General features: G+C 37.4%; 16 protein-coding genes. 10 read left to right on the top strand and 6 right to left on the bottom strand.

Features of this window, described 5'->3' with window-relative positions; translation table 11 throughout:
- Window positions 1-5 precede the first annotated feature (5 nt).
- Both QQS40_RS09490 and QQS40_RS09485 read right to left on the bottom strand, forming a co-directional pair.
- Window positions 6-368: a mercuric transporter MerT family protein gene (locus tag QQS40_RS09490; RefSeq protein WP_005695901.1), complete on the bottom strand. Its 363-nt coding sequence runs from the start codon at window positions 366-368 to the stop codon at window positions 6-8.
- Entirely contained in the window at window positions 343-1,449 is a 1,107-nt protein-coding gene (locus tag QQS40_RS09485) for a transglutaminase-like domain-containing protein (protein ID WP_289901691.1), read from the bottom strand. Before QQS40_RS09485 ends, QQS40_RS09490 begins: the two co-directional genes overlap by 26 nt.
- 181 nt (window positions 1,450-1,630) lie before the next feature.
- On the opposite strand from QQS40_RS09485, the gene QQS40_RS09480 reads away from it, so the two are divergent.
- Window positions 1,631-2,701 (top strand): TIGR01620 family protein, encoded by a 1,071-nt coding sequence (locus QQS40_RS09480; RefSeq protein ID WP_289901692.1) that lies wholly within the window; start codon window positions 1,631-1,633, stop codon window positions 2,699-2,701.
- 137 nt (window positions 2,702-2,838) lie between these two features.
- Here the strand turns inward: QQS40_RS09480 and metF are convergent, their stop codons facing one another.
- Complete coding sequence (gene metF, locus QQS40_RS09475; protein WP_289901693.1) at window positions 2,839-3,726, bottom strand: methylenetetrahydrofolate reductase; 888 nt, start codon at window positions 3,724-3,726, stop codon at window positions 2,839-2,841.
- A 320-nt stretch (window positions 3,727-4,046) separates the two neighbouring features.
- On the opposite strand from metF, the gene rplM reads away from it, so the two are divergent.
- The 4 genes from rplM (at window position 4,047) to QQS40_RS09455 (ending at window position 6,197) form a co-directional block, all read left to right on the top strand.
- Window positions 4,047-4,475 carry a 50S ribosomal protein L13 gene (gene rplM / locus QQS40_RS09470; protein WP_049355529.1) on the top strand — a complete coding sequence of 143 codons (429 nt, stop codon included), beginning with the start codon at window positions 4,047-4,049 and terminating at the stop codon, window positions 4,473-4,475.
- A gap of 16 nt (window positions 4,476-4,491) precedes the next feature.
- Window positions 4,492-4,884, top strand: a complete 393-nt coding sequence (rpsI, locus tag QQS40_RS09465; RefSeq protein ID WP_049355528.1) for a 30S ribosomal protein S9 — start codon at window positions 4,492-4,494, stop codon at window positions 4,882-4,884.
- A gap of 228 nt (window positions 4,885-5,112) precedes the next feature.
- A complete protein-coding gene (sspA, locus tag QQS40_RS09460) occupies window positions 5,113-5,751 on the top strand; it encodes a stringent starvation protein SspA (protein WP_126471570.1) in 639 nt (212 codons plus the stop codon).
- A complete protein-coding gene (locus QQS40_RS09455; protein WP_126471568.1) occupies window positions 5,751-6,197 on the top strand; it encodes a ClpXP protease specificity-enhancing factor in 447 nt (148 codons plus the stop codon). The genes sspA and QQS40_RS09455 overlap by 1 nt, the downstream gene beginning before the upstream one ends.
- A 371-nt stretch (window positions 6,198-6,568) precedes the next feature.
- Here QQS40_RS09455 and argS read toward each other — a convergent pair whose 3' ends face one another.
- Complete coding sequence (gene argS / locus QQS40_RS09450; protein ID WP_289901694.1) at window positions 6,569-8,302, bottom strand: arginine--tRNA ligase; 1,734 nt, start codon at window positions 8,300-8,302, stop codon at window positions 6,569-6,571.
- 88 nt (window positions 8,303-8,390) lie between these two features.
- On the opposite strand from argS, the gene QQS40_RS09445 reads away from it, so the two are divergent.
- From QQS40_RS09445 to dapD, 4 genes are all read left to right on the top strand, one after another.
- Window positions 8,391-8,960: a VOC family protein gene (locus tag QQS40_RS09445; RefSeq protein WP_289901695.1), complete on the top strand. Its 570-nt coding sequence runs from the start codon at window positions 8,391-8,393 to the stop codon at window positions 8,958-8,960.
- A 4-nt stretch (window positions 8,961-8,964) separates the two neighbouring features.
- Window positions 8,965-9,264 carry a hypothetical protein gene (locus QQS40_RS09440; RefSeq protein WP_289901696.1) on the top strand — a complete coding sequence of 100 codons (300 nt, stop codon included), beginning with the start codon at window positions 8,965-8,967 and terminating at the stop codon, window positions 9,262-9,264.
- Window positions 9,265-9,286: 22 nt separating this feature from the next.
- Window positions 9,287-9,751 (top strand): outer membrane lipoprotein, encoded by a 465-nt coding sequence (locus QQS40_RS09435; RefSeq protein ID WP_049355522.1) that lies wholly within the window; start codon window positions 9,287-9,289, stop codon window positions 9,749-9,751.
- A 144-nt stretch (window positions 9,752-9,895) separates the two neighbouring features.
- On the top strand, window positions 9,896-10,723 hold the full coding sequence (gene dapD, locus QQS40_RS09430) for a 2,3,4,5-tetrahydropyridine-2,6-dicarboxylate N-succinyltransferase (RefSeq protein ID WP_289901697.1): 828 nt from the start codon (window positions 9,896-9,898) through the stop codon (window positions 10,721-10,723).
- 73 nt (window positions 10,724-10,796) lie between these two features.
- Here dapD and tehB read toward each other — a convergent pair whose 3' ends face one another.
- Window positions 10,797-11,657: an SAM-dependent methyltransferase TehB gene (gene tehB, locus QQS40_RS09425; RefSeq protein ID WP_297570056.1), complete on the bottom strand. Its 861-nt coding sequence runs from the start codon at window positions 11,655-11,657 to the stop codon at window positions 10,797-10,799.
- A 104-nt stretch (window positions 11,658-11,761) separates the two neighbouring features.
- Window positions 11,762-13,810, bottom strand: coding sequence for a methionine--tRNA ligase (gene metG / locus QQS40_RS09420; RefSeq protein WP_297570058.1), 2,049 nt, complete (start codon window positions 13,808-13,810; stop codon window positions 11,762-11,764).
- Between the two features lie 165 nt (window positions 13,811-13,975).
- On the opposite strand from metG, the gene apbC reads away from it, so the two are divergent.
- A complete protein-coding gene (gene apbC / locus QQS40_RS09415; protein ID WP_289901700.1) occupies window positions 13,976-15,088 on the top strand; it encodes an iron-sulfur cluster carrier protein ApbC in 1,113 nt (370 codons plus the stop codon).
- The last annotated feature ends 81 nt before the right edge of the window (window positions 15,089-15,169 follow it).

The raw sequence follows: 15,169 nt of genomic DNA, 5'->3' as shown, positions 1-15,169 counted from the left end.
TGTTCCTAATTAGAAAGCTCTAAAATCCACGGTAAAATGGTTGGATAAGTTAAGAAAAAGAGCATGACGATAAATACAATCCAATACAAAACAATGAGCTTTTTACGGGAAATGTATTTGCTGCAAATGATTTTTTTTGAAAACATCAGCAACCAAAAGCCGTAGGCAAAGGCGCATAATGAAACGATAAGCATAGGAATGCGTAAATAATCATATTCACCCAAGCCAATCAACCATGTGGATGACACGCCAAATACTAAATAGATTAAAGGCGCAATGCAGCACAAGGTTGATGCCACCGCAGCACTTAGTGCGGTGGCAATCGCAACCCAAAAAGATTTATTAGAGCTTTTTAGAGATGTAGTCATATTTAAATTCTTTCGGGTCAAAGGAATTTAACGGGTCGCCGCCCACTTCAGCATACGGATAGCCAAAGTTGTTGAGTGGAGCAAGTTCTGGTTGTGGATATAAATCGAAATCACGAGCATGATTAAATCCTACCCAGTTTGCTTCCCAGTTACCGAATAAGTATTTGGCAACGGCTTGTGTATCCTGATCATCAACCGATTTTTTCTCTGCTAAACGCATTTTGGCCACGTCTGCAGAATCAACAGGCACCCAGCCGAATCCCGCAAGATAGAACTCAGCACGACAATGCTGACCACCGCTTACGTTTGCTACGCCATGTTCGTCCGCGCTACCGAATGCACCTTTGGAGTATTTGCCCATTTTATCCGCTGCACCTAAACGAATACCGAAAATTTCACGAGCAGGAATACCGCTGGCACGAGCAAGTGCAACGAAAACAGAGTTAATATCAGTACATTTACCTTTTAACACACCAGTGGTCAGAATTTTTTCTACATCACCATCGCCACAGCCTAAAACGGAATTATCACGTTCCATATTATTGACGATCCATTGGTGAATCAACTCAGCTTTTTTCAATGGATTAGTTTCAGTGCCCACAATTTTATCGGCGAACTGTTTCACAATGCCATCAGTTTTAATATGTTGAGTCGGTTTTAAATATTCTTGTACATCAACAGAATAGTGAATATCTTTTGGTGGTTTGTAATTTTCTAATGCACCTTTAACCATTGGTTCACGATCTTTGGTTTCAATCACCATTGTGATTTTTAAATCGCGTTTTTGTGCATCTTTATCCCAAGTCGCAAAGAGCGTTTTCGCACCATATTTGTTGTTTTCTGTCACATAGGCATCCAAATAGTTACCTTCAAAATGGATAGATTTTACCTGTTGATACTCACCATTAAATGGTAAAGGCACCCACAGATTCGCTTGTCCTTGCGAACCTTTTGGCGCAACTAAATCATAAGTTTGAGTGAATTCATACAGATGAGAATCGGTATTGTAGTTTGGAATGTCGGTATTGGCGTAAGCCATAGAACATGCGGAGAGCACCGCAGTGGCGATAAGTTTCTTCATGAAAAGATCCCTCTAGTTAGTTAACAGTTAAAACTTAACACATTAGATAAACTAATTGTGGACAATGGCTATAGTAGCTCATTTTATTTTCTAGTCAATATTGCTTTTTTATTTCAGCCATTTAAGATTTGCTAAAGAAATTCGAAGTAAAATACCGTTTCTATTTTTATTGGAAAGAATAATGACAAAACAAATTTTCACACAATCTCAACAAGTCGAAGAGGAAGAAATTCTGCCTAAACAAGAATTTCATAATGTTGAAACCACCATTGATAACGAACCTTTAGAAGGGGAGTTGTTGGACGAGCAATTTGAGCAAATTGTGAAGCCTAAATCGAGTGGTTGGAAAACGGCTTTGAAATTGACCGCACTTTTATTTTTAGGGGCGACGGTTGCGCAATCTGTTCAATGGATTTGGGATACTTATCAAAATCAACAATGGATTTACCTTGCTTTTGCGTTAGTGAGTTTTGTCGTTGTGTTGTTTGGTTTATCTGAAATTATCGCAGAATGGCGACGTTTGGTGAAACTTAAAAAACGTTTGAATTTACAAGAACAAAGTCAGCGATTAATAGGTGAAAGTGCGGTCGAAAATCATCACGTTTTTTCAGAGCAAGATAGCGATAAAGGAAAAGCCTTGTGTTTGTCCATTGCCGATACCTTAAAATTGGATTCGCAGCATCCCGCAATTGTTCAATGGGAAAAGCAACTTAATGAAAGTTATTCTGCTCGCGAAGTTACCCATTTATTTAGTCAAACGGTGTTGCAATCTTTTGATAAAAAAGCAAAAAAACTGATTACGAAAATGGCAGCGGAATCAGCGGTGATTGTCGCAATCAGTCCTTTGGCCGTTATTGATATGTTTTTTATTGCATGGCGAAATATTCGTTTAATCAATAAAATTGCAGCGATTTATGGGATTGAGCTTGGCTATTTTACCCGTCTTCGTTTGCTCAGAATAGTGTTAGTGAATCTCGCTTTTGCTGGTGCGACTGAAATCGTGCAAGATTTAGGGATGGATTGGCTTTCTCAAAATATTACCGCAAAACTTTCTGCACGCGCTGCGCAGGGGATCGGCGTGGGATTATTGACGGCTCGATTGGGCATTAAGGCGATGGAGTTTTGTCGTCCTCTTGCATTTGAGAAAGCCGAAAAACCAAAACTTTCTCATGTTCAAAAAGAGTTGCTGACGGTGATGAAAGATGTTGTGTTAGGTAAAAATAAAGCAAGGGAAACAGAGGATATATATTAAAAACTTCAATTTAGAATTGATATGCACCTAATCTTGAACAAATAATCAACAATTAGGTGCTGGTTTTATGATATCCCTGAAAAGAGGGTTACGTAGGAGAATTCTATCTATAGCTTGAATTTAGTTTAGCCGAATATTTAATTAGACTTAGGGCGAATGCCTAATGTATGGCAAATCGCATAAGTCAGTTCACTACGGTTTAATGTATAAAAGTGGAAATCGTTTACGCCTTCACGAGAAAGAATTTTTACCATCTCCATTGCGATGCTTGCTGCAACAAGATTACGAGTCGTTGGATCGTCATCTAATCCTTCATAAGCCTTAGTCAACCATGCTGGAATTTTTACATTCGTAAACGATGCCATTTTTTGAAGTTGTTTAAAGTTGGTTACAGGGAGAATGCCAGGTACAATTTCAGCATCAATGCCAATAGACGCACAGCGATCACGGAAGCGAAGGTAATTATCAATATCAAAGAAAAATTGAGTAATGACATGATTGGCACCGGCATCAATTTTACGTTTTAAATTGATTAAATCTGCTTGCGCTGATTTTGCTTCAGGGTGAACTTCTGGATATGCGGCAACCGAGATATCAAAATCAGCTACGGAGCGGAGTAGTTCAACTAGGTCAGCTGCATAGAATGGTTTCTTTTCATAACCTTTTGGTTCATCACCACGCAATGCGACGATGCGACGAATACCGCTATCCCAATAATCTTTTGCAATTTCTTTTAATTCTTCAGGTGTCGCATCAATACCCGTTAAATGAGGAGCGGCTTCTAAACCTGTTTCTGCTTTAATGGCTTTTACTATGCTATGTGTACGATCACGTTCACCAGAGTTTGCGCCATAGGTTACGGAAACAAATTTAGGATTTAATTCTTTTAAGCGATGAATAGAATCCCAAAGCATACTTTCCATTTTTTCATTTTTAGCAGGAAAGAACTCGAAGGATACATTGATTTTTTTGTTAATGTCGGCAAGATGTTGGTTTAATGTGTCAATTTCTTTTGCGTAGCTCATAGCATGCTTTCTCATATTTTTATTAGAATGCATTTATCATAAGATAAGAATAAACATGCGTCAATTTCAATTGTTTCATAAAAATCATGAAATTAATTAATGTTTATTTTTGTGTTCTATAAATAAAATGAGTTTTTTGAACAAAAAGTTAGCATTTTTATTGAAAATAGGTATAATATGCCGACCCTGTAAATACACAGATTCCCACTGTGTATTATTTTATCGAGATCACACTCGAAGGGGTGGAGATTAAGATTAATGGTTGTGTTTCAATCAATATGGAACACTGGGTATCAAACTTATATTTTGGTAATTAATTAATGAAAACTTTTGTAGCAAAACCAGAAACAGTAAAACGTGACTGGTATGTGGTAGATGCGACAGGTAAAACTTTAGGTCGTTTAGCTACTGAATTAGCGCGTCGTCTTCGTGGTAAACACAAGGCTGAGTACACTCCACACGTAGATACTGGCGATTACATCGTTGTTATCAACGCAGATAAAGTGGCAGTAACTGGTCGTAAAGAAACAGATAAACTTTACTACTGGCACACTGGCTATGTAGGTGGTATCAAACAAGCGACTTTCAAAGAAATGATCGCTCGCCGTCCTGAAGCGGTGATTGAAATTGCGGTTAAAGGTATGTTGCCAAAAGGTCCATTAGGCCGTGCAATGTTCCGTAAATTAAAAGTGTATGCGGGTGCAGAACACCAACACGCAGCACAACAACCACAAGTATTAGACATTTAATCACGAGGTTTAGGAAATGGCAGAGAATCAAAACTACGGCACAGGTCGCCGCAAAAGCTCTTCAGCTCGTGTATTTATCAAACCGGGCAGTGGTAAAATCACTATTAACCAACGTGGATTAGACGTATATTTCGGTCGCGAAACAGCTCGTATGATCGTACGTCAACCGTTAGAATTAGTGGAATTAACTGATAAATTAGACCTATACATCACTGTTAAAGGTGGTGGTATTTCTGGTCAAGCGGGTGCAATCCGTCACGGTATCACTCGTGCATTAATGGAATATGATGAGACTTTACGTCCTGCTCTTCGTGCAGCTGGCTTCGTTACTCGTGACGCACGTCGCGTTGAGCGTAAAAAAGTGGGTTTACACAAAGCACGTCGTCGTCCACAATACTCCAAACGTTAATTTTTATTATCGTTTCAAGAAAGCAGAGAGCAATCTCTGCTTTTTTTATGCTTGTAAAAAGTAAGTTAAATAAAAATCACCGTTCTTTGATTTTTCATTTTGCTATCTAACCGTTTGATTTTAAAGTGAAAATAAGAAATTATTGGCGATTTGTCTATCATTTATGTTAAAATAGTCGTCAATTTTAAGTAGAAGTATATAGATTATTTTGGATCTTCGGAGGAATAAATGTCCAATGCATCGAATAAACGTTCAGTAATGACTCTTTTTTCAAATAAAAATGACATTTACTGTCATCAGGTTAAGATTGTCTTAGCTGAAAAAGGAGTTGCTTACGAAAACGAGGAAGTGGATTTGCAAGCATTATCAGAAGATTTAATGGAATTAAATCCTTACGGTACACTACCGACTTTAGTAGATCGTGATTTAATATTATTCAGCTCACGTATTATTATGGAATATCTTGATGAGCGTTTTCCACATCCGCCACTAATGCCAGTTTACCCAGTAGCTCGAGCTAAGAGCCGCCTGTTGATGTTACGTATTGAGCAAGATTGGTATCCGACATTAGAAATTGCTGAAAAAGGTACTGGAGTTGAGCGTGAAGAAGCGTTAAAACAGCTAAAAGAAGAATTGTTAGCGGTATCTACAATTTTTCAACAAACGCCTTATTTTATGAGTGAAGAGTTTGGTTTAGTAGACTGTTATATTGCACCATTACTCTGGAAATTACGTAATATGGGTGTTGAGTTTACTGGTACAGGAAGCAAAGCAATTAAAGGTTATATGGATCGTGTGTTTAGCCATGACTCATTCTTACAATCAGTGGGTGAAGCTGCGCCTAAAAATTTAATGGATGACAAATAATGGCCAATTTATCTTCTCCAAAACGACCTTATTTGCTAAGAGCCTATTATGATTGGTTAGTGGATAACGATTTCACACCATATTTAGTTGTAGATGCCAATTATTATGGTACTAATGTGCCTGTAGAATATGTAAAAGATGGACAAATTGTCTTAAATCTTTCAGCTGGAGCGACAGGAAATTTACAATTAACGAATGATTTTATTCAGTTTAATGCACGTTTTAAAGGTATTTCTCGTGAGTTATATATTCCGATGGGAGCGGCTTTAGCTATTTACGCTCGTGAAAATGGTGATGGTGTAATGTTTGAGGCAGAAGAAATTTACGATGAATTAAACCGAGAGCCAATATCTGAACAGCCCTTAAGCTTTTCTGAAGCTGTAGATAAGCCTAGACTTAAAAATAAAATACAAAAATCAGCATCTCATTTACGAATTGTTGATTGATAAAGAAAAAGAGTAGCTCTAAATGAGTGATCTTTATTAGGAACTGATGATATGATATCGAAGTCAGTTCCTTTAATTTTAGTTGAATATATTGATGATGATAATGAGTTAAACAACTCTCAACTCTATCAATTATGTTTCTATTAGCTATTCATAACAATATATTATTTTTAACTCTACTTAAAAATTAAATCACTTCATCATATACTCGATATCCTTATTATTTACATATAAATAACAAACTGTGAATGGACAGATGACCATAATTAAAATTCTGTTATAGAGTTTCTTTATAATAAGGGCTGCACCTCATTTGTTGATTTATTTAGTTCAACTTTTTCGGGTGCAGCTAGCTTTTTGTATCGACTTTTTTACATTTTTTCAATTGTCTTAATGCCTAATAACTCTAGACCTTGTTTTAAGGTTTTCTCTGTAAGAGAAGCGAGTTTTAAACGGCTTAATTTTACGTTTTCATCTTTTGCATTTAAGATTGGGCAGTGTTCATAGAATGAGGAGAACACACCTGCCAATTCATATAAATAAGCACAGAGCACATGCGGTGTACCTTCTTTGCCCACTGTTTGAACGGCTTCTTCAAATTGAAGCAATTTGATGGCCAATGCACGTTCTTTTTCATCAGAAAGCTGAATCTTAGCTTCGGCAAGTGCGGTTGGATTCACATCTGCTTTATTGAAGATAGAACGAATACGCGTGTAAGCATATTGCATATAAGGCGCAGTATTACCTTCAAAGCTAAGCATATTGTTCCAATCGAATACATAGTCAGTCGTGCGGTTTTTAGAAAGATCTGCATATTTCACCGAGCCAATACCAACCGCTTCAATAACCGCTGTTTTTTCATCGTCAGATAAATTGGTATTTTTCTCGTTGATTAATACAGTTGCACGTTCAATCGCTTCATCTAATAAATCCGCTAATTTTACTGTACCGCCAGTACGAGTTTTGAATGGTTTACCATCTTTACCTAACATCATGCCAAAGTTTTTATGTTCAAGTGAGAAGCTGTCTGGCACATAACCTGCTTTACGCGTAATTAACCAAGCTTGTTGCATGTGTTGGCTTTGACGAGTATCTGAGAACACTAATGCTCGATCCGCTTTTAAGGTTTCATAACGATATTTAGCCGCAGCAATGTCAGTAGTGGTATAAAGGAAACCACCATCTTTCTTCTGAACGATAACGCCCATTGCTTCGCCTTCTTTATTCTTGAATTCATCAAGATAAACTACTAATGCATCTTCATCTTCAACGGCTAAACCTTGTTTTTTTAGATCTTCAACGATAGCAGGTAACATCGGGTTGTAAAGGCTTTCACCCATTACATCTTTTTCGGTTAACGTGACATTTAAGCGATCATAGTTGCGTTGGTTTTGTTGCATGGTGATATCAACTAATTTTTTCCACATCGTGCGGCAATATTCATCTCCACTTTGCAATTTCACCACATAGTTACGTGCTTTTTCAGCGAAAGCTTCATCTTCATCATAGTGTTTTTTCGCTTCGCGATAGAACGCTTCAAGATCTTGAAGTTCCATTTCGCTCGCATGTTCATTTTCCATTTTTTCAAGATAAGCAATGAGCATACCAAATTGGGTACCCCAGTCGCCTACGTGGTTCGCACGAATAACGTTATGACCTAAAAATTCAAGGGTACGAACAACGGCATCTCCGATAATGGTAGAACGTAAGTGACCTACGTGCATTTCTTTCGCAACATTTGGTGAAGAATAATCAATTACAATGGTTTGTTTTTCATTTACACTTACACCAAGATTTTGATCTTTTAATGCGGCAGAAACATTATTCGCTAACCAAGTTGGATTTAAGAAAATATTGATAAAGCCTGGGCCAGCAATTTCAGTTTTTTCGGCAACATCAGAAAGATTAGAATGCTCAAGTACTTTTTGTGCAAATTCACGTGGGTTTAAACCTAGTTTTTTAGCAGCAGCCATGATGCCGTTTGCTTGATAGTCACCAAATTGCGGTTTACCAGATTGACGAATAAGTGCATCACATTGTTCATCTGCACCAGCTGCAATCATCGCTTGTTTAATTTTATCGGATAAAATAGATTGAATATTCACGGTTTTTCCTAATCTTGAAATTGAATAATGAAAATAATCGGCTATGATACCGTTGTTTATAGATTTCTCAAAGTAAGAGTAGTAGAAAATGTCAAATTTAATGGAAAAATCGAGCGCACTTTATCAAGAGTTACCTTCGTTTAAGGAAAAAATTCAACAATTAGCTGCTGTAATGAAAATTAATTTAACCGATTACCAAATTGATCATTTAGCTTTAAGAGCAAATAGTAAAGAAAAAGCAAAAAATTGGCTGACAGAATTATTAAAGTACGGTAAAATTTTAAGCAGTAATATCGTCAATCATCGTCCTATCTATTTGATTGAATTAGATGAACCAGTTAATTTTATTGGTCAACCTGTCGATGTTATTGAATTACCTTTCCCTAAAAATAAACAATATCCCCAAGAAACTTGGGAACATATTGAGATTGTAATGCCGTTTTTACTTAATGAATCTGTGGAGAGTTGGGTTAATCGGATTTATAATACTTTTTTATGGAAGGAAATAACTCAATTAACCATGAAAGTGAGTGAGCCTAAAGTGGAAGGGGAGCAATTGCCTAATCCATCCATTGCAGTAAGTTTTGTTGATAAAACAGAAAATTACGTTTGCATAAAGGTTCATCCTTATGCGATAAAGAAAATACTTGAGGGTTAATATAATGAAAAAAGTTGCCTTAGCATTAATTGTTTTATTTAGCTTAGGTTTATTTGCATGTTCATCTCAATTAAAAAAAGATGAGTATACGTATAAAGGACAAATTATTTTTACTGAAGCTCAGGGGAATGATATAAAATTAACCCTTCGAAAGAATGATTGTTCATACAAGCAAGAAGGCGAAACAGAAGTAATCGTTCAAAAATACGATTCAACTCTAGTAACAGGAGTCTGTGCGAAAGTCTCTGGAGATAGGCAAGGCGTAAAAAATATTTCGACGTGGTCTCCAAGAAATCCAATTTAATTAAATTTTAGAAGGTAGTTTTATGAAAAAAATAACAGTGGCGTTAGCACTTATGATGTCTATTGGTTTAACTGGCTGTGCTAATACCGATATTTTTAGTGGTGATGTATATGAAGCTGGGCAGGCGAAAGAAGCGCGTTCAATTAGCTATGGTACGATTGTTTCTGTTCGTCCAGTTAAAATTCAAGCCGATAATCCTGGCGTAATTGGTACTGTTGGTGGCGGCGCACTAGGTGGTATTGCGGGTAGTACAATTGGTGGCGGTACAGGCCAAGCTATTGCAACAGCGGTTGGTGCAATTGGTGGTGCAATGCTCGGTAGTAAGGCTGAAGAAAAAATGAGTCAAGTGAATGGCGCAGAACTTGTTATCAGAAAAGATAATAACGAAGAAATTGTAGTCGTTCAAAAAGCAGATCCTAACTTTAAAGCGGGTCGTCGCGTAAGAATCGTTGGTGGTTCATCATTAAATGTTTCTGTTATAAACTAACGTAAACAAGAACTAGAAAAAAGCGAGCCATTAGGTTCGCTTTTTTTATATTTGAAATCAAAAGAAAACGTAGTTGTTTTGCTTGAAAGTCAAAAATATGATAAAACTATAAACCGTTATTTCATATCGACAATAGGAAGCAAAATGTCAAATTTACAACAAATTATTGAAGCAGCATTTGAAAAACGTGCAGAAATCACACCTAAAACTGTTGATGCACAAACTCGTGCAGTAATCGAAGAAGTGATCGAAGGATTAGATAGCGGTAAATACCGTGTTGCAGAAAAAATTGATGGTGAATGGGTGACACATCAATGGTTGAAAAAAGCCGTATTATTATCTTTCCGTATCAATGATAATCAAATTATTGATGGAGCAGAAACAAAATACTATGACAAAGTGGCATTGAAGTTTGCTGACTATACCGAAGAGCGTTTTGCTCAAGAAGGTTTCCGTGTCGTACCTTCTGCAACAGTACGTAAAGGCGCATACATTTCTAAAAACTGTGTATTAATGCCATCTTATGTCAATATCGGTGCATACATAGGTGAAGGTACCATGGTCGATACATGGGCAACTGTTGGTTCATGTGCACAAATTGGTAAAAACGTACACTTATCTGGTGGTGTAGGTATCGGTGGTGTGTTAGAGCCATTACAAGCAAACCCAACCATTATCGGTGATAACTGTTTTATCGGTGCACGTTCTGAAGTTGTTGAAGGTGTGATTGTGGAAGATGGTTGTGTGATCTCTATGGGCGTATTCATTGGTCAATCAACGAAGATCTACGATCGTGAAACAGGTGAAGTATTCTATGGCCGCGTTCCTGCTGGTTCTGTAGTGGTATCAGGTAGCCTTCCATCTAAATGTGGTAAATACAGCTTATACTGTGCAGTGATTGTGAAAAAAGTTGATGCAAAAACTTTAGGTAAAGTAGGTATCAACGAATTATTACGTTCTATTGAAGAGTAATAAAAAAATTTTATAAAAAATGACCGCACTTTATTTGACGAAGCGCGGTCATTTTCTTTTCTAAATTAGCAAATTATTTTTTTCTTGCTAGCATTGTCGCAAATTTTAATTTAATGCGATTGCCGTTTTCATCAGTTTTGTGTAATTCGCCCATATTTTCGTTATATTCTAAGAATTCCCAATCTTTGTAGTATTCTTTTAACTCACCTTCCGAGAACGTAAATGAGAAGGAGAGTGGGCAAGGCACCTCGGGCGTAGACATCGCGGCTACAATTAAGTTATAACCACCTGGGTTGGTGTGTTCTTGCATATTCTTAATAATGGCAGGAATTTGCTCACGATTTAAGAACATAAATACCACGGTAGATAAAATGAAGTCGTAGTTTTCTTGAATATTGGCAGTGTTAATATCATAAACAGCAGTCTTAATATTCAAGTTTTCTTTGTCTTTAGTTTCGTTCAAGAAGGCGATGCTGTTTTCGTTATGATCCCAAGAGGTTACGTCATAGCCTTTTAAACTTAAATAAAGGGAATTACGACCTTGTCCGCAGCCTAAATCTAGCACTTTACAAGGCTTAATAATTTTAGCCGCATCAACTACATCACCGTGCGTTGCAGTCATATTATATTTTTTGCTGAAGTAATCTTCTTTTGTGCAATAGAAACCAAGCGTACATTCTAAGTCATCAGAAAGTGCTTCAACTCGGTGCCAGGCTTGTGGCTCGACAAACGGAATGTTACTTTCTGGGGTGAAAATATGTTCAGCAATGACATCGCCATCTTCGGTTAGCTCATAAAACTTAAGTTTACCCTTTAGTACGGTGAGTTTTCCCCAAGCCCCCACTTTAGTATTGTGTTTTTCTTGGAACATTTTAGGTAATTTATCTTTTGTCCAAACCGGCATTTGTTTATAGCAGATAAGTTCGTTTGTCATAATGAATTCCTGTTAATTTGCATGATAAATAGCTGATTGATATGGTAGGGTATTTGATTCTGTTTGGCAATAAAAAAGGCGACCGAAGTCGCCTAAATATTAAATTATTTTACTTGCATACCCGCAGTAACACCGCTATCAGCTGAAAGTAAGAATAAATCACTTCCGCCAGTACCAGCAGAAAGAATCATCCCTTCCGATACACCGAATTTCATTTTACGCGGTGCAAGATTTGCAACCACAATAACAAAACGACCTTCTAATTCTTCAGGTTTGTTGTAAGCCGCTTTAATGCCAGAGAACACTTGGCGAGTATGGTCACCTAAATCTAATTCAAAACGTAAGAGTTTGTTTGATTCTGGTACGGCTTCGCACTTCAGTACTTTTGCCACACGCATATCGATTTTAGCAAAATCATCAATGGTAATGGTGTCAGCAATCGGTTCGACATTTGAAAGTGCGGTTGGTTTTGCCGCTGTTTTTTCTGTCGCTCTATTTGCTTCAGCGAAAAGTGCTTTAGTTTCTTCTACAACAGCATCAATTTGTTTTTTCTCTAAACGCGAGAAAAGCGCTTTAAATGGCGTAAGTTGATGACCTAATAGTGGTTGTGCAATATTATTCCAAGTTAGTTCTGTTTGTAAGAACGCTTCTGCACGTTCAGCCAGTTTTGGAAGAACCGGTTTTAAGTAAGACATTAATACACGGAAAAGCTCGATACCCATTGAGCAAACCGCTTGTAATTCTGCCTCTTTGCCTTCTTCTTTTGCAATGACCCAAGGGGCTTTTTCATCAATATATTTATTGGCTTTATCGGTTAATGCCATGATTTCACGAATCGCTTTGTTGTATTCGCGGCTTTCATAATAAGTAGCGATTTGTTCAGCTTGTGCGGTGAATTCATTGAAAAGCGCCTCGTCTTCTAATTTCTCTGCTAATTTGCCTTCAAAACGTTTTGTGATAAAGCCCGCATTACGAGACGCTAAATTGACTAATTTATTAACGATATCTGTGTTTACACGTTGAACGAAATCTTCCAAATTGAAATCGAGATCTTCGATGCGATCGTTTAATTTCGCTGCGTAGTAGTAACGTAAACATTCAGGATCAATGTGATTTAAATAAGTGCTGGCTTGGATAAATGTACCGCGTGATTTTGACATTTTGGCGCCATCTACGGTGACATAACCGTGTGCAAACACATTGGTTGGTTTACGGTATTCGCTCCCTTCTAGCATTGCTGGCCAGAACAGACTATGGAAATACACGATATCTTTACCGATAAAGTGATAAAGTTCTGCATCGCTGTTTTCTGCCCAGAATTCATTAAAATCAATGCCTTCACGATCGCAGAGATTTTTGAAAGAAGCCATGTAGCCAATTGGCGCATCCAACCAAACATAGAAGAATTTATCTTTTGCACCTGGAATTTCAAAACCAAAATAAGGTGCATCACGAGAGATATCCCATTGTTGTAAGCCACTTTCAAACCATTCTTGCATTTTGTTTGCAATTTCAGGTTGAAGTGAGCCAGAGCGAGTCCATTCTTTTAACATGCCTTCAAAAGCGGGTAAGTCAAAGAAAAAATGTTCAGATTCTTTGACGATTGGTGTTGCTCCTGACACTGCAGAACGTGGATTAATTAAATCCATTGGGCTATAAGTGGAAGCACAAACTTCACAGTTATCACCGTATTGATCTTCTGCTTTACATTTCGGGCAAGTGCCTTTCACAAAACGATCAGGCAAGAACATATTTTTTTCAGGATCGAATAACTGAGAAATAACTTTACTCTTAATAAAGCCATTAGCTTTGAGTTTATTGTAAATTTCTGCGGTAAGCTCTTTGTTTTCTTCGCTGTGAGTGGAATGATAGTTATCAAAACTAATATTGAAACCTGCAAAATCACGTATGTGATCAGCTTTTGCTTTTGCAATTAATTCTTCTGGTGTAATGCCTAATTTATCGGCATTAAGCATAATTGGTGTACCGTGCGCATCATCAGCACAGACAAAATGAATTTTATTGCCACGCATACGTTGGAAACGTACCCAAATATCCGCTTGAATATGTTCTAACATATGGCCTAAATGAATGGCGCCATTTGCATAAGGTAATGCACAAGTGACTAAAATTTTACGAGGTTGAGTTGTCATTATTTTTCTCTTATTCTTTTTGCAAAAATTGCGAGTATGTTACCCGATTAGTGCGATTTTTTCTAGTTTAGTTATACTTTTAGCTTAACATTTGAGGTGTAAAAGGGGTAGAATATCCCTGACAAATTTACTCTACTACCTACCACTATTTATTAAAGGAATATTATGGCAACTGCTTTTTCTGAAAATTTAACGGCGGAACAACAATCTCAAGTTCTGCAAGTTTTTCAACAATTCCAACATCCAAGTTTGCAAAAAGACTTAATCGCCTTAAATACTTTGAAGAAAGTAGAAAAAGGCGGTGACGTGTTACGTATTGAATTACAATTGCCTTTTGCATGGAACACTGGCGTGGAGCAAGTGAAACAACAGCTTTCTGATACGTTATTAAAAGTGACAGATAGCAAAGAAATCAAATGGGTGGTGAATTATCAAATCGCCACGTTAAAACGTGCGAATAATCAACCCGCAGTAAAAGGTGTGAAAAATATTATTGCTGTTACCTCTGGTAAAGGCGGGGTAGGGAAATCATCTGTTTCAGTGAATCTAGCTTTAGCTTTACAAGCTCAAGGTGCTCGTGTGGGAGTTTTAGATGCGGATATTTATGGTCCATCTGTTCCGCATATGTTAGGCGCTCCACATCAACGCCCAACTTCACCAGATAACCAACATATCACCCCGATTAAAGCGCATGGTTTATCTGCAAACTCGATCGGTTTCTTAATGGATGAAGATAATGCGACTATTTGGCGTGGTCCAATGGCAAGTAGTGCATTAAGTCAGCTTTTAAATGAAACCTTATGGGATAGCTTAGATTACTTAGTGATCGATATGCCACCGGGTACAGGTGATATCCAATTAACACTTTCACAACAAATTCCTGTAACGGGTGCGGTAGTGGTCACAACACCACAAGATATTGCTTTATTAGATGCAGTGAAAGGTGTATCGATGTTTGAACGTGTGTCTGTACCAGTGTTAGGTATTGTGGAAAATATGTCTATGCATATTTGTAGCAATTGTGGCCATCACGAAGCAATTTTTGGCACTGGTGGTGCAGAAAAAATGGCACAAAAATACAATGTGAAAGTATTAGGTCAATTACCGTTGAATATCCAAGTTCGTCAAGATTTGGATGCGGGTAAACCAACCGTAGTTGCAGCGCCAGACAGTGAAATTGCGAAATCTTTCTTAGATTTAGCGGAGAAAGTATCAACTGAGCTTTACTGGCAAGGCTCTGTCATCCCAAGCGAAATTTTATTTAGAGAAGTGAAATAGAATGAAAAATTAGGCTATGTATATAGCCTTTTTTCTAATAAGTTAATTTTGACAGCACTTTTTGAAGGAATTAGCGATAGT

It is taken from the genome of Haemophilus parainfluenzae (genome assembly GCF_036288925.1).
Taxonomy (GTDB): Bacteria; Pseudomonadota; Gammaproteobacteria; order Enterobacterales; family Pasteurellaceae; genus Haemophilus_D.
Note: the sequence above shows the minus strand (reverse complement) of the source record. Positions and strands in the feature narration are given on the sequence as shown.